At 45.9% G+C, this 22342-nt stretch carries 20 protein-coding genes and 1 tRNA gene; 14 read left to right on the forward strand and 7 right to left on the reverse strand.

Annotation, left to right across the window (positions count from 1 at the left end; genetic code table 11):
• Positions 1 to 66 precede the first annotated feature (66 nt).
• The 3 genes from ACT89M_RS00815 to ACT89M_RS00825 all read left to right on the forward strand — a co-directional run bounded on the left by ACT89M_RS00815 (position 67) and on the right by ACT89M_RS00825 (position 3822).
• A complete protein-coding gene (locus ACT89M_RS00815) occupies positions 67 to 939 on the forward strand; it encodes a carbohydrate ABC transporter permease (RefSeq protein ID WP_154891568.1) in 873 nt (290 codons plus the stop codon).
• Positions 940 to 994: 55 nt separating this feature from the next.
• Positions 995 to 1948, forward strand: a complete 954-nt coding sequence (locus ACT89M_RS00820) for a sugar phosphate isomerase/epimerase family protein (protein ID WP_308723443.1) — start codon at positions 995 to 997, stop codon at positions 1946 to 1948.
• A 131-nt stretch (positions 1949 to 2079) separates the two neighbouring features.
• On the forward strand, positions 2080 to 3822 hold the full coding sequence (locus ACT89M_RS00825) for a prenyltransferase/squalene oxidase repeat-containing protein (protein WP_308723442.1): 1743 nt from the start codon (positions 2080 to 2082) through the stop codon (positions 3820 to 3822).
• A gap of 129 nt (positions 3823 to 3951) precedes the next feature.
• Here the strand turns inward: ACT89M_RS00825 and ACT89M_RS00830 are convergent, their stop codons facing one another.
• Positions 3952 to 4404: a hypothetical protein gene (locus ACT89M_RS00830; RefSeq protein ID WP_154891565.1), complete on the reverse strand. Its 453-nt coding sequence runs from the start codon at positions 4402 to 4404 to the stop codon at positions 3952 to 3954.
• A 395-nt stretch (positions 4405 to 4799) separates the two neighbouring features.
• Here ACT89M_RS00830 and ACT89M_RS00835 point away from each other — a divergent pair, with 395 nt between their 5' ends.
• The 3 genes from ACT89M_RS00835 (at position 4800) to ACT89M_RS00845 (ending at position 8895) form a co-directional block, all read left to right on the forward strand.
• The gene (locus ACT89M_RS00835) at positions 4800 to 6548 is read left to right on the forward strand and encodes a tetratricopeptide repeat protein (RefSeq protein WP_308723441.1); all 1749 of its coding nucleotides are present in this window, start codon (positions 4800 to 4802) and stop codon (positions 6546 to 6548) included.
• Between the two features lie 191 nt (positions 6549 to 6739).
• On the forward strand, positions 6740 to 7699 hold the full coding sequence (gene trxB / locus ACT89M_RS00840; RefSeq protein WP_154959910.1) for a thioredoxin-disulfide reductase: 960 nt from the start codon (positions 6740 to 6742) through the stop codon (positions 7697 to 7699).
• Between the two features lie 164 nt (positions 7700 to 7863).
• Complete coding sequence (locus ACT89M_RS00845) at positions 7864 to 8895, forward strand: AI-2E family transporter (protein ID WP_090924787.1); 1032 nt, start codon at positions 7864 to 7866, stop codon at positions 8893 to 8895.
• A gap of 228 nt (positions 8896 to 9123) precedes the next feature.
• On the opposite strand, the gene ACT89M_RS00850 is transcribed toward ACT89M_RS00845, so the two are convergent.
• From ACT89M_RS00850 to ACT89M_RS00865, 4 genes are read right to left on the reverse strand one after another with little or no spacing between them, the layout of a single operon-like run.
• Positions 9124 to 9726 carry a response regulator transcription factor gene (locus ACT89M_RS00850; protein WP_154891562.1) on the reverse strand — a complete coding sequence of 201 codons (603 nt, stop codon included), beginning with the start codon at positions 9724 to 9726 and terminating at the stop codon, positions 9124 to 9126.
• Positions 9723 to 10862, reverse strand: coding sequence for a sensor histidine kinase (locus tag ACT89M_RS00855; RefSeq protein WP_154891561.1), 1140 nt, complete (start codon positions 10860 to 10862; stop codon positions 9723 to 9725). The genes ACT89M_RS00850 and ACT89M_RS00855 overlap by 4 nt, the downstream gene beginning before the upstream one ends.
• 9 nt (positions 10863 to 10871) lie before the next feature.
• The gene (locus ACT89M_RS00860) at positions 10872 to 11609 is read right to left on the reverse strand and encodes an ABC transporter permease (RefSeq protein ID WP_154891560.1); all 738 of its coding nucleotides are present in this window, start codon (positions 11607 to 11609) and stop codon (positions 10872 to 10874) included.
• Position 11610: 1 nt separating this feature from the next.
• Positions 11611 to 12576, reverse strand: coding sequence for an ABC transporter ATP-binding protein (locus ACT89M_RS00865; protein WP_154891559.1), 966 nt, complete (start codon positions 12574 to 12576; stop codon positions 11611 to 11613).
• A 363-nt stretch (positions 12577 to 12939) separates the two neighbouring features.
• Between ACT89M_RS00865 and ACT89M_RS00870 the strand changes: the two genes are divergently transcribed.
• The 7 genes from ACT89M_RS00870 (at position 12940) to ACT89M_RS00900 (ending at position 19666) form a co-directional block, all read left to right on the forward strand.
• Positions 12940 to 13890 carry an ROK family glucokinase gene (locus ACT89M_RS00870; protein ID WP_123066169.1) on the forward strand — a complete coding sequence of 317 codons (951 nt, stop codon included), beginning with the start codon at positions 12940 to 12942 and terminating at the stop codon, positions 13888 to 13890.
• Positions 13891 to 13942: 52 nt separating this feature from the next.
• Entirely contained in the window at positions 13943 to 14842 is a 900-nt protein-coding gene (rapZ, locus tag ACT89M_RS00875; RefSeq protein WP_090924789.1) for an RNase adapter RapZ, read from the forward strand.
• A 13-nt stretch (positions 14843 to 14855) separates the two neighbouring features.
• Positions 14856 to 15842 carry a gluconeogenesis factor YvcK family protein gene (locus tag ACT89M_RS00880; protein WP_090924790.1) on the forward strand — a complete coding sequence of 329 codons (987 nt, stop codon included), beginning with the start codon at positions 14856 to 14858 and terminating at the stop codon, positions 15840 to 15842.
• A 6-nt stretch (positions 15843 to 15848) separates the two neighbouring features.
• Positions 15849 to 16781, forward strand: a complete 933-nt coding sequence (whiA, locus tag ACT89M_RS00885; RefSeq protein WP_090924791.1) for a DNA-binding protein WhiA — start codon at positions 15849 to 15851, stop codon at positions 16779 to 16781.
• 224 nt (positions 16782 to 17005) lie between these two features.
• The gene (locus ACT89M_RS00890; protein WP_090924792.1) at positions 17006 to 17275 is read left to right on the forward strand and encodes an HPr family phosphocarrier protein; all 270 of its coding nucleotides are present in this window, start codon (positions 17006 to 17008) and stop codon (positions 17273 to 17275) included.
• A gap of 173 nt (positions 17276 to 17448) precedes the next feature.
• Positions 17449 to 18201: an SIMPL domain-containing protein gene (locus tag ACT89M_RS00895; protein WP_154891557.1), complete on the forward strand. Its 753-nt coding sequence runs from the start codon at positions 17449 to 17451 to the stop codon at positions 18199 to 18201.
• Positions 18202 to 18568: 367 nt separating this feature from the next.
• Positions 18569 to 19666 carry a stalk domain-containing protein gene (locus tag ACT89M_RS00900; protein WP_308723440.1) on the forward strand — a complete coding sequence of 366 codons (1098 nt, stop codon included), beginning with the start codon at positions 18569 to 18571 and terminating at the stop codon, positions 19664 to 19666.
• A 259-nt stretch (positions 19667 to 19925) separates the two neighbouring features.
• Here the strand turns inward: ACT89M_RS00900 and clpP are convergent, their stop codons facing one another.
• Both clpP and ACT89M_RS00910 read right to left on the reverse strand, forming a co-directional pair.
• Entirely contained in the window at positions 19926 to 20522 is a 597-nt protein-coding gene (gene clpP, locus ACT89M_RS00905) for an ATP-dependent Clp endopeptidase proteolytic subunit ClpP (RefSeq protein ID WP_090924795.1), read from the reverse strand.
• A 180-nt stretch (positions 20523 to 20702) separates the two neighbouring features.
• Positions 20703 to 20777 (reverse strand) — tRNA-Arg (locus tag ACT89M_RS00910).
• Between the two features lie 496 nt (positions 20778 to 21273).
• Between ACT89M_RS00910 and ACT89M_RS00915 the strand changes: the two genes are divergently transcribed.
• Positions 21274 to 22299, forward strand: a complete 1026-nt coding sequence (locus ACT89M_RS00915) for a sugar-binding transcriptional regulator (protein ID WP_308723439.1) — start codon at positions 21274 to 21276, stop codon at positions 22297 to 22299.
• Positions 22300 to 22342 lie beyond the last annotated feature (43 nt).

Raw genomic sequence — 22342 nt, forward strand, 5'->3', positions numbered from 1 at the left:
AGCAATAAGATGTATGCCCTTCGGCTTGTTGTATATATAGACCATTAGTAAAGGAGTTGTGCACAGATGAGTGACCGCACCTCGAATCGTATTTTCGATATTGTTAATGTCACCTTTATTAGTTTGTTTGTCATATTCTGTCTTGCTCCGTTTTTGCATACCATTGCCATATCCATGAGTTCGAACCGGGCCATTACATCAGGTGAAGTAACGATCTTCCCGAAAGAGTTCACCTGGGATGCATATGGTCAAGTATTTTCAGATAGTTCCATGATCTATTCCCTAGGATTTACTACGCTCCTAACGGTTGCAACGACGTTACTCTGTATGTTGTTCACCATTGCTGCAGCATATCCATTGACAAAGAAAAAGTTGAAAGGCCGCAAGCTGTTTATGTACATCATTATCATTACGATGTTCTTCAGCGGCGGGATTATTCCTGAGTATTTGTTGATTCGTGATCTTCATTTGCTGAACTCGGTATGGGCATTGATTTTACCTGGATTGGTGAGTCCATTTAACCTGATTATCCTGATTTCTTTCTTCCGCGGAATACCGGACAGCCTAGAAGAGTCTGCCGAGATCGATGGAAGCTCTCATGTGCACACACTCTTTAAAATTATTTTGCCACTGTCTCTGCCTGTGCTTGCTACACTGTCTCTGTTTTATGCAGTTGGACGCTGGAATGGATTCCAGGATTCCCTGATGTACATTAACGATCCGAAACTATATCCATTGCAACTGAAGCTTTATCAGATGGTACAAAACAACATGGTAAGTGAGCTTACATTGCTGGAGGGTGCAAACCGTACAAGATTAACACCAGAAAGTCTCAAAGCTGCTACGGTTGTTTTTGCAACAGTACCGATCCTGCTCGTATATCCTTGGTTGCAAAAGTATTTTGTTAGTGGCGCAATGCAAGGAGCGGTTAAAGGTTAATTGGTAGTCCCCATTCACGCAAACATCACAACCGGGGAAGGAGAAGGAATGTATTATGCAGGGAATTGACAAGGGAGAATACTCATTCTCGACATGCTGGAATATCAGGAGACATCCTGTAGGAGAAGACATGATCCGGGAAATTGCAGGACTTGGCTTTCGGCGGGTGGAGCTTAACTATAACGTAACGAAGGAAATGCTGACTACAATCGAGCCGATGATTGAGCGCGGAGAGATTGGGGTGTCTAGTGTACACAACACATTCCCCCATGATCCCGATCCTGATTACGGAACCGATTCTGTGCTGCTCGGCTTTGAAGATGAAGTCAAGCGTAAGCGGGCCATTGATCTAATGGTTGGATCGGCTGAATATGCGCATCGTTACGGAGGGGAAGCGGTCGTTGTACACCCAGGCGAGGTACCTTTCCCACATGATGTCAGCAAGGATCTGGAAAAGCTGTATCGCGAAGAAGGAACGGACTCTCCACATTATCAGAATAAATGGGCAGAGTTCATGGAGCGGCGCGATGCCCTGAGCGCAGGGTATATTGAAAAAATCATCGTCAGTCTGGATGAAGTTTGCAACCGTGCGGTATCCAAGGGGCTAAACGTCCGTTTTGGGATCGAGACCCGCTCAAGACCGCAACAAATCCCTACACTTGCCGAAGCGAAAACGATCATTCAGGCTCTGAAGGGCGCTCCGGTCGGAATTTGGTACGATACGGGTCATGCCATTATGATGGATCGACTGGGACTGTACGATAGTGTAGGTGAGATGCAGGGGCTCATGGATGATATCGTTGGTGTTCATATCCATGAAACGCTGGGATTATCGGATCACTGGTGTCCATACGTGCACAGTAAGGATATGTACTTCTATGATGCATATCTGCCTATGATCCGTAAAGCACAGGTGAAGGTATATGAACTGAAGTCAGCCTGTGAACCGGAAGCGATTCACGAAAGTCATGATCTGCTAATGCAGAAACTTGCGAGTTTAGAAGTATAGTTAGACAAAGCGATAAGATCGGTTGGCTTGGGCTGTTAGAGCGCACAGCCTGCTGATCTTATCTTTTGATAGGGCTTTATTATTTGTATGAGTTGATGTTATTGAATGGATGGGATGGAGGGGTAATGTAGATGTATAGACAAATGGTAGAAAGCAATGACAGAGCTACTGAGCGAGGCATAGAGCGGCAGGTGCTTGATTCGGAAAGCCGTTACTATGGTGGAACAATTGATCCCTTTTCGGGTGTGGCTTGGGTTAACCATACGACGGGAACGCCTACAGATATGTGTTTCTGGGGGGCAGCCCTTTCTAATCCAGACTCAACGTATTATCGTGACGAGAATCTGTTAGAGAGACTTCGGCTAGCGAGTGAGTTTGTGTTGCGTCATCAGCACAGTGATGGATCGATATCACCTGGCTGGACAAACTATCACTCCCCGCCAGACACTGCTTTTGTTGTCGTAGGATATTCGCAGTTATATCAACTTTTGAACCAACAGGATTGGGCGCCACTGAAGCCTGTATTGGATAATATGCGATTGTTTCTGGAACGGACGATTCCAGTCATGTTAACGGGAGGCTGTCATACACCAAATCATCGCTGGGTGTTGTGTGCCGCACTTGGTTTTCTGCATGAGATCTTTGGTATAGAGGAAGCGGTGCAACGTGCGGAGCAATGGCTAGCGGAAGGGATTGATATTACTCCTGACGGGGAGTGGACGGAGCGCAGCAACGGAATTTACAATGCGGTGAGTGATATTATGCTGATTCATGCTGCACGTTTGTTGAATCGCCCTGAACTGCTGGAGCCGGTACGTTTGAACCTCCGGATGATGGTATATCTAGTGCACCCTACCGGTGAAATTGTGACTGATTATTCAGGTCGACAGGATCTGGGCAGTAAACATGGCTTGTCCTCATATTATTTGCCCTATGCGATTATGGCCAAACTGGATCAAGATCCGATCTTTGCAGGTATGGCTGCTTGGGCAGACAGCGATTTGAGAGATCCAGGCGTGTGTTCGGTGAATGCACTCGTGCGATTGTTGCTGGAGCCTGAGCTTCAACAAACTATCGGAACAACGGATGCGCTCCCGAGCCAATATGAAGTTATGCTCAATGAGCATTTTGGACGGGAACGTTATGTGAGCCAAATGGAGAACGTAGGCCATTATGGACGAATCTCGCACAGTCGCATGCATACGGATTTTGGTGCTCCTGTTGCCCGAATCCGTGATGGAGAGACCAGTGTAACTGTCATGACAGAGGTAGCTCCGTTTTTTGCGCTTCGCCACGGTGAGGTACGTCTGCTCGCGGTTCAGTTAGCATCTTACTTCAACCCCGGATATGTACCGATGCAAAATATGACGCGTCTGCCTCAGGGATATCGATTGACCGGGGAACAGAAGAAAGGCTATTACGGGCCTGTTCCTTCGGCTGATCTACCAGCCACAGCTTCTTCATCCATCAGTCCGTGGTATTTGCTTCCTCATCAGACTCGTACACTTACACATGAGCAGACATTCCGTGTTGGTGCAGAGGTACTGCAGACAGATCGTGGCTGGACGCTGCATCTGACTGGTGAGAAACCACAGGACATCATGATGCAATTATCCTTTGTATTTGGAAGTGAAGGAGAACTTAGCTGTGAGGATGGCATAGAAACCAGTGATGGTAGTATTCTGTGGAAAGGCGGCAAGCTTCGTTATAGTTGCGGTGAAGATTGGCTTGAGATTGATGGAGGCGAGATGGGACATCTGGCGGCAACGGTGCGTGAAGCCAAAATGCCTGAGAATTGCAAAATTGTACTGGTTAATTTCATGACTCCCTTCGATAAAACGCTGAATATAACCCTTTCTCCGTCAATAGTATGATGAGAAATCTCAGTAAACTTCTTAGCTAAGTATTTATAGAATTAAGTAAACAGCGTGTACCGATATTCATCCGGTGCACGCTGTTTATGCTTTCTTGAATCTTTTTGTGGTAATAAATGGAATTATATGTTATGAATTTAGTTGTTCTAACGCAGTTTCAATTGCTTCCTTCATTAATGGATGGTCTTTGCTGTTACTCCAGTAAATAAGGAGAATATTTTCTTTTTCGTATAGGAAAGGAAACGTTGTTGGATTGGTATTTTCTGTGAATTCGTTAAATTCTTTAGCTCCTTTTAAACGATCCTTTTCTGAATTGAAGATATAGAAATGGATAAATTCTTCGGTATTATTGCTTTCTTCTGAGCCTGGCAACTTAACGGAGTACACTTCCGGTATAACATCATTTAATTTCATGGGATATCCGGTAATGCCATAAGGCTCTAATTCTAAATTTTGCGATTTAAGTACATCGAGCACATCATCCAAATTTAACTTGTTTTCATTATCTCTGGAACATCCGACTAAGGCAACGAAGCACATAATAATCATGATTAAGAGCAACTTTGTCTTTGTAATATTCATATAAATTTCCTCTCCTTGGATAATATCTGCTTATTTTCGTATAGACACAATTTATGTTAATTTTTAATGTGTAAAACTGAGTTAAAGTGATGTATTGGGTGATTTATATGGGAAATTATATAAAATTAGCATTACAGTAAAAAGATAAACTTATTTCACCACAAACAATTCATACCATTAAATTCTCTTAAATGGAGAGTGTTATAGAGGGTGTGGAATTTATCTATCTATGAAGCTCCTTACCGATGGTATTTCACTCATAATCGAGATGAAATGCCATCTGAATTATTTGTATTTTTTTCATAAACGACATGAAACTACATATAGCGAAGAGCGCCTAAAGATGTGGTATACTGAAGAGTATGAATGAAAACAAAGAGGAGGTGCCTTGCGAGATGAAGGGCAAGCTAGTGCGGACCGAGGGTCACCTTGCCAATATTATACCGATTCACTTGGATGCTTCTTTCTTTTTTGAAAGAGCTGTCCGCTCGCTGGACCGTAATCATGTCGACAAGGCATTGAAATATTTTCGCAAAGCTGTTGAGTACGAGCCGGAAAATCCGGTGAATCATTGTAATATGGCGGGTATTTTATCAGAAAAGGGAGACTATAAAGCTTCCAATGCCATTCTGGCTCATGTGCTGGATGTGGTTGACCCGTCGATGACGGAATGTTATTTCTATATGGCAAACAATTATGCCAACATGGATCAATTTGAGGAAGCCGAACGTGCGCTGGTCACCTATTTAGAGGAAGACACGCAGGGGCAGTTCATGACGGAAGCAGAAGAGATGATGGAGCTTTTGTATTATGAGCTGGATCGGCCAGCCAAATTAAATCGAATCAAGTCACGCCAGGGGGTTGTGGAGCACGATCAGGCACGTGAGTTGCTGGAAGAAGGGAAGTTTGCCCAAGCGGCAGAACTGCTTGAAGGCATGTCGCCCGATTATCCGGATTATCTTGCTGCCCGTAACAATCTTGCTCTCGCCTATTATTATATGGGGCTGTTCTCCAAAGCGAAAGAGACTATTGCTGAAGTGCTGGAACAAGAACCGGGCAATCTGCATGCGCTATGCAATCTGGCGATCTTTTATCAAAATGAGAATCGGACAGACCAAGTGTTGTTGTTGATCAAAAAACTGCGCGCGATCGTGCCATTCCAGCACGAACAGGTATACAAGCTCGCTACAACAATGGGGATTCTGGGCCAGCATGACGCGGCCTATATTCATTTTCGCCGTTTGCTCAAGGGTGAAGAGACCGCTAATGATCCGGCACTGGCGCATTACGCAGCAGTAGCAGCTTTCAACACAGAACGGTATGACATCGCAAAGCGGCTGTGGCATCACGTGAACAAGCTTGACCCAGGTTCTGAGGTGGCTCGTTATTATTTGGACGGCCTTGAAGCGGTAATTCAAGGTGTGCAGGAGCCGATTAAGTTAAGTTATCACTACCATCTTCCCTTTGACGAGCAGTTCAAGCAATGGGAGGATTACGGTAATGGCATTCCGGAAGAGATGAAAAATGATCCACTGATTCGCTCATCGTTCTTCTGGGCTTTACGTCATGGAGATCAGGCAACCAAGCTGCAGGTTATTCATGCGCTTGGCATGATTGGGGATTACGAGGTGCAACAGGCCTTGCAATTGTTCATTGATGAACCTGGTGAAGAGCCTACCCTGGTCAAGGCGGCGCAAGCTGTTTTACATGACTTGCAAAGGGTTGAACATCCTGAATTGAACGCTGAAGTTTCTCAACCACTTACCCCGGAGGCGGAGGCGTTAAAGACCGTACCTAAGGTGAGTAAGAAGGAAATTACAGGGATTCGACTCGGAAAAGAGACATCCCCCCATTGGCAGGCTGTTGTTGATCGTGCGCTTCAGATGTCAGAGGCGAGAGCCGAATTACAGCAAGAGATGGAGCGGATCTGGACAGATTATGTTTCCAGGGTTCGACCGGATCTATCTGGTTCCAAACAGATCGAAGGATGGGCTGCAGGACTGGAGTATCTGGCTTCCAAAAACCGTAGCCGGCCCGTTACGTATCAGAGTATCGCTGAACGTTACGGTATATCCGCATCTACTGTCAGCAAATATGCGAGGCAGCTCAATCAGATCTGTAGTGTAACTCCGCCTAACGGGTAGAATTCAGAGATATAGGCTCTGTAGAACGTGGCAATTCAAGCTTGAAGCATGGTTGTCCTTGAGAGAAGGATACATTAACCGGGAAAACGGGTAAACTTAACGAATAGGTCTAAAAATGCCTGTAGATATCATCTTGGCAAGTTATTCGCGACCATTACACATCTTAACCTGATGAAGGAGGCTGTATCTATATGTCTAAATACAGAACGATTGTGATCGGAACCGGACCTGCGGGTCTGACAGCAGCGATATATCTGGCTCGTGCAAATCTGAATCCGCTGGTGATTGAAGGTCTTCAGCCAGGTGGGCAATTGACAACGACTACAGACGTCGAGAACTTCCCGGGTTTCCCGCAAGGGATTATGGGGCCTGAGTTGATGGACAACATGCGTAAGCAAGCAGAACGTTTTGGGGCTGAATTCAAGAATGGCTGGGTGGAAGAGGTTGACTTCAGCAAGCAACCTTTTAAAGTAAGTGTGGGGGGCATTGGTGAATTGGAGGCAGACTCCATCATTATCTCCACAGGTGCTTCGGCTCGTTATCTCGGTATTCCGGGTGAGCAGGAAAACGTAGGGCGGGGAGTAAGTACTTGTGCGACATGTGACGGATTTTTCTTCCGTGGCAAAAAGATCGTTGTGGTGGGCGGTGGCGACTCCGCTATGGAAGAAGCGAGCTTTTTGACTCGTTTTGCCACGGACGTTACACTGGTTCACCGCCGGGATGAGTTACGTGCATCCAAGATTATGCAGGATCGGGCCCGCAGCAACGAGAAGGTGAAATGGGCTTTGAACCGTACACCTCTTGAGGTTGTACCTGAAGCAATGGGTGTCAAAGGGTTGAAGGTGCGCAACAATGAAACTGGTCAGGAAGAGTTGCTCGAAGCAGATGGTGTATTCGTTGCCATCGGGCATACGCCGAATACTGGATTTCTTGGCAACGCCATTGCGCTGGATGAGCATGGGTATGTTGTGGTGAAGCCAGGAACAACAGAAACCAACATTCCAGGTGTATTTGCATGTGGTGACGTTCAGGATACGAAATATCGTCAAGCCATTACAGCTGCAGGATCAGGTTGTATGGCGGCGATGGATTGTGAAAAGTTCCTGGAGGGAAGTATCGTGCACGATTGGAGCGAAACGCTGGATAAGTAATACGCATGACAGCCCTATGGTTTGGAATAAACTAGCATAAGAGACAACGGGAAGTCTCATGAACTGAGAGAAGCCGGAGGGCTTCTCTTTTTTTGAAACGATGATGGGCATGATTTCGTATACATAAGGGGTATATTAGCTGTGAGGTGAAGAAGTTGGGGGAAATGATAAAAGATTGGCTTCAGAATGCAACGGTTAGACGTTTTTTGATCCTGCTGTTGTTCTGTTTAATTTTGTTCAGTATGGGGAGTATGCTTCATATGATTCTGCTGTTGTTCCTGGTGACTTATGTCATGAACAGGCTACAGCATCTCATTACAAAAGGTTTGAATCGCTTTTTTCCAATCGACTATAAAGTCGTGGTCATTCTGCTGTATATGATTGTAATAGCCGGAATTGTACTTGGTATATCCAGATATTCACCACGGATTGTGGATCAGGTTGTGCAGTTAACCAACGAGATTATGAAATTTCTCGACACGGCTGATGGTGATAATTTTGCCTCCAAGATCGCTGGTTATCTGCAGTCCTTCGACATTAAAAATTATACCAACGAAGCACTGAAATACATTTTTGCCTTTAGTAAATGGCTGGAATTCATCCTGCTGGTTATTATTTTGAGTTTGTTCTTCCTGTTGCAGAAAAAAGAAATCTATAAATTCACGTCCAAGTTCAAAACAAGTAAAATCGGTTGGTTCTATAATGAAGTGGCATACCTGGGAGACAAATTTGTATCTTCTTTTGGTAAAGTCATTGAAGCGCAGCTGCTAATTGCCGTATTTAATACGGTGCTGACGATGCTCGGATTGTGGATCTTAGGTTATCCTTACCTATTCGCGTTAACAATTATGGTCTTCCTGCTCAGTCTGGTGCCTGTTGCAGGGGTTATGATCTCCCTTGTGCCGCTCTGTCTGATCGGGTATCAAATGGGCGGATTGCAGATGGCCATCATCGTGATCGTTATGATCATCATTATTCATGCGCTGGAAACATACTTCCTCAATCCGAAGCTCATGGCGCACAAGACCAAGTTACCGATGTTTTACACCTTTATCGTGCTGATTCTGTCGCAGCATTTCCTCGGCATCTGGGGCTTGATTATTGGTATTCCGATCTTTGTCTTCATGCTGGACATTCTGGATGTAAACAAGATGGAGAAGACCGAAGAGCCTGTGCGAGTAGAGACGAAGTTGTAATTTGATTCTCGAGAGTTCGCCGAATGGTTGGTAAAAAAGAATAAACGCCTCCAGTGCTTCGCTGGATGGCGTTTTTTGTTATTTCTGCTCCTGAGAGAGGGAGGTATTATAATGAAGCAAAATTCGAAACATTATCGATTTATAGACGTATCGCGATGATGTAACGAGGTATACCATTCTATACCGAACGAAGAGAAACTCTTCTTCCTTGGAGCAAAGAACATGTGCTTACAGCCAGCCCTTTTCCTCAGCTATAGCAACGGCCTCCATCCGGTTCTTGGCATCCAGTTTGGCAAAGGCCTCTGACAAATAATTACGTACCGTTCCATAAGACAGGTGCAGTGAAGCGGCTATATGATTGGCATTCATACCGGTTGCGGCTAATTTCAATACTTCCTTTTCTCGTTCTGTGAGCGGATTGAACGATTTAGCTGCACCAAACACAAGCTCTGGCGATACTTCACGGCCTCCATTCATGACACGGCGGATAGCTTCAGCTAGGCGGTCACTGGGTTCGTCTTTGAGTAAGTAGCCCTGCACGCCTGCCTGTACAGCCCGCTCCAGAAATCCGGGGCGTGCAAAAGTTGTGAGAATGATGATGCGGCAGTTCAATCCAAGCTGCTGCATCCGTTCAGCAACATCTAATCCGCTCATGACAGGCATCTCAATGTCCATCAGACACAGGTCGGGCTGCAGTGAAATGATCCGCTGCAGGGCTTCCTCCCCGTTTCCAGCCTCACCGATGACCTCAAAATCATCCTCAAGATCAAGCAGGGAGGCTAAAGCCCCTCGAAGCATACGCTGATCCTCCACGATCAAAATACGAATCATATGGACGTACCTCCTTGCGGTTTGTTTGCAACGATGGGAAAGAAAAGTGCCAGCCGGGTGCCTTTAGTATCGGAGTCGATCTGGAGAGATCCATCGATCAGATGAAGCCGTTCCGACATACCTTTTAGACCATTACCGGGATGCTGATCACTTGATATGCCTGTTCCGTTATCTTGAATTGTAATATAAATCCCATCCGTTTCTCGCTTCAGTAAAATCAGGCTCCAGGTTGCCTTGCTGTGCTTCACAATATTAGTCACAGCCTCAAGCAGACATAGGCTGACCATATTCTGCGTCAAATCAGGTACATCACTGCAAGTCTCTTGCTGGGCAGACAGTTGTAACTCGATATCTGCGCTCCGCAGCATCTCTCTGGCATCGGCTATTGCTTCTGCGATACTAATAGCTCGCATATCGGAGACAAGCTGGCGCACTTCACGAAGTGCTGCCCTGGAGGTGCGTTCAATTTCGCGTGCTTCCTGGATTGCTCGTTCCGGATTTTTGGCAATCAGTTTGGTCACCAACTCACTCTTTAATGTGATCAATGATAGGGTATGCCCCATCGTATCGTGAAGATCTCTGGCAATTCGCATGCGTTCCTCCCGTTTGATTAACTCCCTGATATGTTGCTGAGCTTCATCAAGTTTAGCTTCGAGCTGCTGACGATCCAGCATGGTTCGAATGCCGTAGGGTGAAATCAGCATGATGATATAAAATGGAGTAAAGAATAAGAGCTGCTCAGCGCTGAGTTGGTTAAAAGCGATAGCCATAGCGATCGGGATCGTCTGAATAATGGCAAATACCAATAAAAACATTCTAAAGAGTCGCTTTTCGGTGTACCATCCGATGAAGTTAGCTGTGAAAAATCCAAGAAAAAACATGTTTGGGTCAATGACCAACGTCAGAATCAGAACACATAACATTTGCAGAATGAGCCAATAGGAAAAAATAAATTCTCCTGCTGTCATATACAGCTGTCGATAGGTCAGGACAAAAACGATAAAAGCGGTGATTCCGATGTATTGTTCATGTCCATGGGCGTTCGCCAGGTAATATAGGGGCATGGCTAAATAGATCATCCATATGTACGGATAGATTCCAAATCGTTTAGGGAAAAGCTCAAGTTCTTGGAACATGTGCCGGAGTTACGCCTCCTTCTGTCTACTGCGGATATATGTGGATAGTAACATAAATACCGCCAGATAACCTCCTAAAAGAAGGATGTCCCGCAATTGCGGTATCCCACCGCCGGTGATGACCCATGCACCATTGCCAAAACTGTAGGACGGAAGCCAGCGACCGATCTGTGCGAGCCAGTCTGGCATCACATTCAGCGGCATCCACATGCCTCCGAGCAGGGCAAGAGAAAGGTATAAGGCATTGCTTAATCCACTTGCTGTATCTACCCTCCGTAACGTGCCTATACAGGTGCCTATAGCGAGAAAAGGAAGGGAACCGGCAAGAATCCAGAGCGCAGAGCTGACCCACTGTGAGAAGGTGAGAGAGACGCCGTTAATCAAGTAACCAGATGTGAAAATGACGATAATCGAGCATAAGTGGATGAAGGTCTGGCCGATCATCTTGCCCCCGAAATAAATAGAGTTCGGTAGCGGTGTGACTCGCAGGTAAGTAACCCAGCCGTGGGCTCTTTCCTGCACAAGGCGAATGCCGAGTGTCATAATGGAAGATCCCATTACACTAAAGCAGGTCATCGACATGAGATAGTGTGCATTCCATTCCTTGGCATCCACCGCACCGGTTGTAAATATACGTGTATATAGAATGTAAAACAGAACGGGCATCAGCAAAGACCAGAACACAAAATATACGTTACGGGTCATACGAATCATCTCTGCACGGGATTGAGCGATTAACATCGACATATTATTGTTCCTCCTTCACGTTATTCAACATAGATGCATAGGCATCGTCCAGTTGTCCGGTTTCAATGCGGATGTCCCGAACCGGAAGCTGCATCGTTATAATTTGACGAATCAGTGCATCTGTATCTTGGCTTTGGAGAATGCAGCGGTTTTGTTGATATAACACATGGTCCACGCCAGACAGTTTTTCAATCAAGGCCTGATTGGCGGCCGCAGTGGTTTCATCGTTTTCTGTATGAGCCGATTCGCCGCTGTCCTCAAGGGAAGGGATATAGGTGAAGGATAGGGTCCGCTTAGTCATCCCGTTTTTGATTTGCTCGGGTGTTCCGTCGGCGGCAATAGCCCCTTCATTAAACAGAATAATCCGATCAGCCACTTCATCGGCTTCATGGAGGTAATGCGTAGTGAAGACCACCGTTTTACCCTGTTGTGCGAGTGTGCGGATCTGTGACCAGAATTGCCGGCGGGTCTCAGAATCCAGGCCAACTGTGGGTTCATCGAAAAAAAGAATATCGGGGTTCCCCGTCATAGCCAGGGCAAAATTTAAACTACGCTTCTGTCCCCCTGATAGCTTTTCTGCTCTCCGATTCAAATCGGCCGGGGAGAGCCCTGTTAATTTCTCAAGAGCTACTCTATCTAGTGGTGCCGGATAATAGCTATGTACCATACGAATGATCTCACGTACGGTGAGGAAATCCATGACACTGACATCTTGCATCATGACACCGATTCGTTGTTGCACCTGCTTGTGACCTGGGGGCAATCCAAGTATCTGAATCTCGCCTGAAGTAGGGCTGGTTAGACCGAGCATCATTTTGATTGTGGTTGTTTTGCCTGCACCGTTAGGTCCAAGAATAGCTGTAATCGAACCTTGTGCGATCTGGAGTGAAACCTGGCGGACAGCTTGTTTCTTTCCGAACTGTTTACTGACGTTATCCAGTTGTATCACGTTATTGTGGGAGTTCATGAATGGTCACGTCCTTCTTCTGATCGAATGTTATACTTTCATCTTAACTGTGGGGACGTGAAGGGTTTAGTAATCATTGTCATGATTATCAGATGACAATTGTCATCTTTTATGAATGGAACGAGAGATAATGAAATATCATGAGTTGAGGCTACCCTTTCTATCAGGGGAGGAGGGAGCATGGCGTTTTAATAGATTAAAATGAGGTTGTATACGCATTCAAAAATGGTGTGTGATGTCGTTCACAACCCTGCCAAAGCATGTTGCGCGTGAGGTCTTCTCGTCTTGACCCCGGCGTATCCTTCAATTATAGTTGGTACGTAGGACTTAAACTATTTTAGATAGATAAAGGTGGCTTGCAGCATGTCTGAGAAAATCTACGTTGGGGTCGATCTCGGCGGAACAGCAATCAAGGTCGGTATATGTGATGATCAAGGTCAGCTTATGCATACGTATGAAGGACCGACTGAAGTGGACCAGGGCGTTGACACGGTTATCGCCAACATCGAGAAGTATGTCCGTCATATCGTAGCCGAATCGCCATACAGCTGGGAACAGCTTGAGGGTGTCGGAGCAGGAGTTGCCGGTTTCACGAATGTACGCGAGGGGATTATTGTTCATGCTCCTAACATCGGATTTCGGAATGTAGCCATTCGTTCGGTTCTGGAAGAGCGTCTGGGCAAGCCTGTCAAAATAGATAATGATGCGAACGTTGCTGCTCTGGGTGAAGCTTGGGCTGGGGCCGGCAAGGGTGTAGACAATTGTGTATGCTTCACACTCGGTACAGGCGTTGGCGGCGGTCTCATCCTGAACGGTAAAATCTATCAGGGGTTTTCCGGCATGGCAGGGGAACTGGGCCACATCAGTGTTGTGCCTGATCTGGAAGCAATCAAGTGTGGCTGTGGTAAAATGGGATGTGTAGAGACGGTATCATCCGCAACAGGTATCATTCGCATGGCGAAGGATGCTGTAGAGCGTGGTGATCATACGTCCCTTGCTTTGGTAGACAAAATCGCTGCCAAGGAAGTATTTGATGCGGCCAAAGCAGGCGATGAAGTGGCTCTGCGGATTGTAAACCGTGCGGCTTATTATTTGGGCAAATCCATGGCAACCGTAGCCGCTGTACTGAACCCGGAATTATTCATTGTTGGCGGTGGAGTATCCAAGGCAGGCGACTTCTTGTTTGATGAGATTCGAACTGTGTTTGCTCAATTGACTCCAGAGCCGTTGCAACAAGGTGTTCAGATTTTGGAAGCTACACTGGGTAATGATGCAGGAATCGTAGGCGCGGCAGGTCTCCTCTTACGTTCGTAGTACCTTTGTAACACGATATATCCGACAGCAATATGATAAGGAGGGGACATTTATGCTTGACGGTGAAGGCTCACCAGGCACAGGCGCCACGCTCATTATCATTACGGGCATGTCCGGAGCGGGTAAAACGATAGCTGTGCAGAGCCTGGAAGATCTAGGGTTTTTCTGCGTAGATAATTTACCGCCTGTTCTAATTCCTAAATTCGCGGAATTGATCGAACAGTCGAATGGCAAGATTGGCAAGGTAGCGCTGGTCATCGATCTTCGGGGACGTGAATTTTTTACAGCATTGTCCGAGTCTTTAAACTATATCAAGGATCATTTTACGATTCACTGCGAAATTCTATTTTTGGATGCAACCGATTCGGTTCTGGTTCAACGTTACAAAGAGAGCAGACGTAGACATCCGTTAGCGCCAGAAGGTATGCCGCTGGATGGCATTAAGCTGGAGCGCAAGATGCTGGAGGAACTTAAAAATTCAGCAACTCAGGTGCTGAATACCAGCACCATGAAGCCTGCTCAATTGAAGGAGCGCATCATCTCACGTTTCTCTCACTTGGAGAGCCAGATGTTGTCCGTGAATATAACGTCCTTCGGATTTAAATACGGTATTCCGATTGATGCGGATCTCGTATTTGATGTTCGTTTTTTACCGAATCCGCATTATATTGATCATTTGCGGCCGAATACAGGACAAAATAGTGAAGTGTACGAATATGTTATGAAATGGCCGGAAACGCAAGCGTTTCTGACCAAGCTGCTGGATATGCTGCATTTTCTGATTCCGCAATACCGGAAGGAAGGCAAAAGCCAGGTTATTATTGGAATCGGCTGTACCGGAGGCAAGCATCGTTCGGTAGCAATATCGGAATATTTGGGCAAAATGCTCGGAAGCAGTGAGACTGAAGCTGTTACCGTAAGCCACCGCGACGCTGACCGGGACCGTCATTGAAGAGGGTGAAGGGATGAAAGAGGCCGGACCACGGAGAGAACGTCCGAGAATCGTTGTTATGGGCGGCGGAACCGGATTATCTGTGATGTTACGCGGTTTAAAAGAGAAGCCGATGGATATCACGGCCATCGTTACGGTTGCCGATGACGGTGGGAGTTCAGGGATCTTGCGCAGTGAGTTGCAAATGCCGCCACCAGGCGACATTCGTAACGTTCTCACCGCGCTGGCAGATGTTGAGCCACTGCTTTCGGACATGTTAAAGTATCGTTTCAATACAGGCGCGGGGCTTGCAGGCCACAGCCTGGGGAATTTGATATTGGCTGCAATGACGGATATATCAGGCGACTTTGTGACCGCTGTGCGGGAGCTTAGCCGCGTGTTTGCCGTTAGGGGTCAGGTGCTTCCGGCAGCAGGTCAAGCTGTGGTGTTACACGCTGAGATGGAGGATGGATCAATTATTACTGGTGAGTCCAAAATCCCTGAGGCAGGCGGGCGTATTAAACGTGTCTTTCTTGAACCGGATCACGTGGAGCCGTTGCCAGAAGCCGTGGAGGCTATACGCCAAGCAGATGCGATTCTTATTGGCCCAGGTAGTCTATATACGAGCATCCTTCCTAATCTGCTTGTGCCCAAACTGGCAGAAGCTGTCGTTGAAACGGATGCGGTGAAGATGTTTATTTGTAACGTAATGACACAGCCGGGAGAGACCGATAATTATACAGTGAGTGATCATCTTAAGGCAGTGCATGATCATATTGGTCACCAGCTCTTTGACTACGTGATCGTGAACAATGGTGACATTCCGCTACAAGTGCAGAATAAGTATGCGGAAAAAGGAGCAAAACCGGTTGTTCTTGATATGAATGTGCTGAAAAGTTCAGGTTATCAGGTTGTCGCAGATACGCTGGTTTTGTTCAAAACCTATCTGCGCCATGATGCTGATAAGCTCAGCCATCATATTTACCAACTGGTTCAAAATTGGATGTTACGGAAGAGGTGAAGTCCCATGTCATTTGCAGCACAGACCAAAAAAGAATTAACGATGATTGAAAGTGAAGCGTGCTGCGAACAGGCGGAACTTTCAGCCCTCATCCGTATGCTTGGTGCAGTGCAGTTATCGAATAAAAAAGTCATCTTGGATATTTCGACAGAGAATGCTGCGATCGCAAGAAGGGCATACTCTCTGCTTAAAAAGCATTTTCAAGTGCATACGGAATTGTTGGTTCGCAAAAAAATGCGGCTGAAGAAGAACAATGTGTATATTGTTCGTGTTCCGTCTATGGTTCAGGAGATTCTAAAGGAGCTGCACATCGTCTCTGAAGGATTCCTGTTTACTCCTGGCATTAATGAAGAGTTACTGGAGAAGAATTGTTGTAAGCGAGCCTATCTTCGTGGTGCGTTTCTGGCAGGTGGTTCCGTAAATAACCCGGAGGGCTCCTCATATCATCTGGAGATTGCGTCCATGTATGAAGAGCATTGTCAGGCACTGGTGGATTTGGCTAATGAATTTCATCTTAATGCCCGGTGTATAGAAAGGAAAAAAGGATTCATCCTATACATTAAGGAAGGCGAGAAAATCATTGAGTTGCTTAGCATCATTGGTGCTCACCAGGCCTTGTTCAAGTTTGAAGATGTTCGAATTATGCGGGACATGCGTAACTCGGTGAATCGAATTGTCAATTGTGAGACAGCTAATCTGAACAAAACGATTGGCGCGGCGGTTAGACAAATCGACAATATCCGTTTACTGCAAAAGGAAGTAGGTCTGGAATCTCTTCCGGATAAGCTACGTGAGGTAGCTGAGGTAAGGCTTGCTCATCCCGATATCAATCTGAAGGAAGTAGGCGAATTGCTAAAAGGTACGGTGAGCAAATCGGGCGTGAACCATCGCCTTCGGAAGATTGATGAGCTTGCTGAGAAAGTGCGTGCGGAACGTTAAAGTTGAAGGTTGAAACGAATCATTTAGGTTTAAGGTTTGTTATGACCTTACCAGGTCGTGTTGGGTTACTCGTGGGGGGAAGGAGAGGCTTCGGCTCTGGATTTTTTGCCTAAGCCCGAGGCTATGTTTTTTCTTCTAGTGTCCTGCACGGGTTAATGGTATAATGTTGTATAAATATAATTGTGTATTTAATGTCCAGATTTCATAATAGGGGGTAAGTTTCTATGACAAAGCACCCGGTAGTTGTCCGTTTGAAAACGGGTCTCCATGCCAGACCTGCGGCACTGTTCGTTCAGGAAGCGAATAAGTACTCATCTGAAGTGTTCGTCGAGAAGGACGATAAAAAAGTAAATGCTAAAAGTATCATGGGAATCATGAGCCTTGCGATCAGTACAGGTACAGAAATCCATATTAGTGCTGAAGGCGCGGATGCGGATCAGGCTGTAAACGCTTTAGTTAGCCTGGTGAGCAAGGAAGAGCTTGAGAACCAATAAGCCTCATGAACTCAATTCAATCCATGAAGAAGTCCCGCAAGGGGCTTTTTTGCGTTTTATATAAAATTTATTAAACCGGCCTGTCAAGTGCAACATTATGGAATTTGTCCCGTCTGTTAAGGTATCAAATCGCTTCAAGTTTGAGAAGTTAACATATGAGGAGGTTATTCGTAATGGGTAAACAATGGATGAAACCGTTTGGTGCAGTGCTGGTGGCAAGTTCGTTGCTGGTCGGAGGAACGGCTTATGTAGCTCCAGGAAACTACGCTTATGCTGCCGAAGTTCAGGGCGTACAGCAAAATGTAATCAATGTCGTAGGTAAAGGTGAGATTCAAGTGAAGCCGGATATTGCCTATCTGTCCATCGGTGTGAACAGTACTGCCGATACTGCGGCGTCAGCACAGAAGGCAAATGCTGCTAAGATCCAAAAGGTTACTAATTTGCTGAAAAACACATGGAAGATCAGTGCAGATGATATTCAAACCAGTCAATTCTATGTGCAACCAAACTACACGTATAGCGAAAAAGATGGACAGAAAATTAAAGGTTACACAGCACATCACACGTTGACAGTGACATATCGTGATATGGACAAGATTGGTGAATTGCTGGATGCCGCATCCCAGGCGGGTGCCAACAACATCGAAAATGTACGCTTTACAGTAGAGAATCCGGAGAAATACGAATCCGAAGTGATTGCTAAGGCGGTAGCTAATGCAGATGTGAAAGCAGGAGCGATCGCTAAAGCGGTTAAACGTCAGCTGGGTACTGTTCTTTCGGTAAGTCAGCCGGATGCTAATGTTCCTGTGTTCTATGCATCAGAGCTCATGTCGCAAGCGAAGAGTGAATCAGATGCAGGTACACAGATTGAGGCTGGTCAGGTCAAAGTAAGCACCGTTCTGAATATCACGTATGAGATGAAGTAAGGAATTTTGCACATCACGGGATAAAATATTAAATATTAAGAATTTATAAAAATGACAAAAGCACTGTCCTTCGGGGCCGTGTTTTTTTGTTGCACATGCTGGCTTTGAGGAAGCGAGGGTCAGAAAGTACTTGTGTTACCTGTCTAAGAGATGGTCGAATCATGTCGTTTTTGTAGCATTGTTCGTGACAAAACGTTCATTTTCTGCGATTAATATCGTACGATTTTCATCAACATTGTAACTGGAGCTGTAAACCTTTCCGAAAAAGGGTTAATTATAATAAAGAGGCAAGCGTATGGCCTATGAAATCTAATTAAATTTACATACGCATTAAACCTAAATGAAATATTAGAGAGGAGTTTTACAGATGAAAACATGGAAAAAGTGGACGAGTGCATTATTGGCAGCAGGTGTAATTATGGGAGGAAGTACAGCGTGGATGGATCAATCGGTTCAAGCAGCATCCGTATCTTCCAAAGTAACTGCACCGGCTGAAGTAACGTTGAAATCAGGCGGTAAAACCCTCACGCAAAAAGGGTTGCTCCAAGGTGGATCTACATGGGTGTCGCTGACAGCAGTTAAGGATGTAGCAGGCGGGACATTGAAATATGATGCAAAAACAAAGTCATATACCGTAACTGCAGCGAACAATGCAATGACTGTTAGTTTGATGGATGGACAGCCGAACGTGTATATTAATGGTTTTTATCCTCAAGTGGAAGCAAAGTTGATCCAGGGTCGTTTGTACATCCCGTTCTCTGCAATGAGAGATTATTTGGGTGTACAAGGTAGCTGGGATGCCAAAACCAAAACACTGACCCTGAGCAAGGTGAAACAAAATAACGTACAGGTGAAATCGACCAAAGCGAATGTAACCGTTAAAAATGCTGAGGTGGATGTGCAGTACCCGCAAGTGAGCGGACTGGCGAGCAAAGAGGCAGAAGCTGCGATTAACAAGGTGCTCAAAGATGAAGTAGACACCGCTGTTGCGGCGTTCAAAAAACAAACGTCTGAATTTGGTGGAGCAACTGCAAATCGTCCATATGCATTCGAAGCTTCGTATGTGGTGAGTTACAATGAGAACGGCGTACTGGGTCTGATCACTCAACGTTATGAGGACTATGCAGGCGCACACGGTATGACTTACCGTACAGGTCACACGTTTGCACTCGACACTGGCAAAGAGCTGACACTGGATGATGTAATTGCTAATAGCAAGTCGATGCGTGAAACGATCAGCAAAAAGGTTGGCGAGCAACTGAAAGCGAACACGGGATACTTGAGTGGCTACAAAGGCCTTAACAAAGATCAGGATTTCTACGTGACGCCAACAGGTGCAGTGGTATTCTTCCAGTTGTATGAGTACACAGCATATGCGGAGGGCTTCCCTGAATTCAAGTTCACTTACAAGGATATTCTGCCTAAAGGAACCGCACCATTCAGCAACGTAGCTTCGGAGAAGTAAGTTCGTATTAGGTTAGATGAAATCATAAAATAAATTAAATTCAAGTCAAGAGCACTTATACCGTTTCTTCGTGAAAAATAATAAACCGGAAGCCTCCGTCGAAGCAAGAATGACGGGGGCTTCTGGTTTATGCAGGCAATATACCCCACGACCGGGTGGTGATATTGCCTGTTATAATTAAAAAGCGCAGAGCGTGCTCACCTAAATTCAGGTGATGCCCGCCCTGCGCTTATTCTCGTTGTCTCCAGGCAGCTAAAGCTTAGATGCCTTGGGAGCCTACGTTTTGGATTACTTTATCGATGATACCGTAATCGGCTGCTTCAGCAGCACTCATGAAGTAGTCACGATCTGTATCTTTTTCGATACGCTCCAGGGGTTGACCAGTGCGCTCGGAGATGATGCGGTTCAAGGTATCACGCATTTTCAGAATGCGGCGTGCACGGATTTCGATGTCCGACGCTTGACCTTGTGCACCACCAAGAGGTTGGTGAATCATAATTTCACTGTTTGGCAACGCAAAACGTTTGCCTTTTGCACCGGCATTCAACAAGAATGCACCCATGGAAGCCGCCATACCTACGCAGATCGTAGATACATCCGGTTTAATGAACTGCATTGTATCGTAAATTGCCATCCCCGCTGTGATGGATCCGCCTGGGCTGTTGATGTATAAGTGAATGTCTTTCTCCGGATCTTCCGCTGCCAGGAACAACATCTGTGCCATGATGGCATTCGCAACAACGTCATTCACGTCGCTGCCAAGGAAAATGATACGATCCTTCAGCAATCTGGAATAAATATCATAGGCGCGCTCACCCCGGTTGCTCTGTTCAACGACCATTGGAATATAACTCACGTGAAAAACCTCCTCGGAAATGTAAATGTTAAATGGGTGTTTATATTTAAACTGTTACCGTATTAACCACATCATAAACAATCTCAAACAAAAAGTCAAAGAAAGTCAAACTAAGTTTGAAAAAAAAGAAACCTTTCCGGTTTCGTTGGTTAAATGCATTATGAGCTGTTAAAAATGTAGTGGCGCGCCCGCCAAGAATCGAACTTGGATCTCAGGCTTCGGAGGCCTACGTCATATCCATTGGACCACGGGCGCAAATTATGTGACAGCAATAATGATTATAGCTTATGCACTGGTGAATTGCAAGCAGTTGCTTTGCATGAACATGGTGTGGTTTTCCTTAGCGCGATAGGGCTCACGTTCCTCCATGAAAGGTTCGAGCTATTCTGCAGGTGGTTTGAATTGATTCGGAAATGATCATGATGAAGAAGAATGGATAAAGCTTGTATTTCGGTACATGCTATTAGAGGTTTTGGACATGCCCTATGAAAATGAAACACAGCAAGATATAGATGTTATGTGAGCACTTCTTCTATATATGGTGTGAGATCCTCATTTCCTTATCTCGATGTGTAAAGGTTGTGAAAATAGGCGCGTACAAACGCCTGCTAACCTGTCGAAATAAGCAATCGAAACACTTGCATCTCGCGTCAGTTTTAGGTAGAATGAACGTGGGACCTAAAAAGTTAACCCGGGACATTTTAAGGCCATGCAGAAAGCTTGGAACATGAAGCTTGCGGGAGTGGAAAGCATGCGAACGATCTTGGAAGTGCAAAAGCAGCTTCTGCCCGATCTCATGGATGTCTTGAAGAAACGCTATACGATTTTGCACCAGATCATGTTATCGGATGTGATTGGGCGGAGGACGTTAGCAAATTCCATGCAGATGACCGAGCGGGTTCTGAGAGCTGAGACCGATCTGTTAAAGGCTCAGGGACTTATCGAAATTGACAGTGCAGGGATGAAGATCAGCGAGGCGGGTTATAATCTGCTGCAGCAGTTAGAACCTGTCGCGAAAGAGCTGTTCGGATTATCCGAGCTGGAAGAACGAATCAAGCAAGCCTACGGTCTGCAAAAGGTAGTTGTAGTTCCTGGCGATTCGGACGTATCTCCTTTTGCCAAGAGGGAACTTGGAAGAGCCGGAGCGAAGGCTCTCGGCAGTATCATGAATGACAACGACGTTGTCGCCGTTACAGGCGGATCAACAACGGCAGGTGTTGCAGAACAACTCACACCGCCTACTTCGCTGAAGGGTGTCTGGTTTGTGCCAGCACGAGGCGGATTGGGAGAAAGCCTGGAAATACAGGCGAATACGATTGCATCGACAATGGCAAAGCGGGCAGGGGCTCAATACAAACTCCTGCATGTACCGGATTTGCTTAGTGACCATGCCTATGAATCGCTGATCCAGGACCCGGGTGTTCAGGAGATTTTACAGCTAATCAGGCAATCGCGCATCGTAATTCATGGCATTGGTGATGCTGTGGAGATGGCGAAGAGACGCAAGCTTGCACCTGAGATCATCGACGAACTTCAGGAGCAGGGGGCCGTATCGGAGTCCTTCGGGTATTACTTTAATGATCAGGGTGAGGTGGTACATACCATGCTTACACTGGGTATGCGGCTTCAGGATATCGAACGCACAGATGTGGTCATCGGTATTGCGGGCGGCAAAAGCAAGGCAGCTGCTATCCATTCCGTACTGCGGTTCGGACAGGAAGATATTCTGATTATTGATGAGGCTGCGGCCGAAGTCATCGTTGCAGAAATGGAATAACATCGTTACCAGAGATGAAATGGTTTTATTTTGAACATAACTC

The sequence above is a fragment of the Paenibacillus sp. NN59 genome (assembly GCF_057597225.1).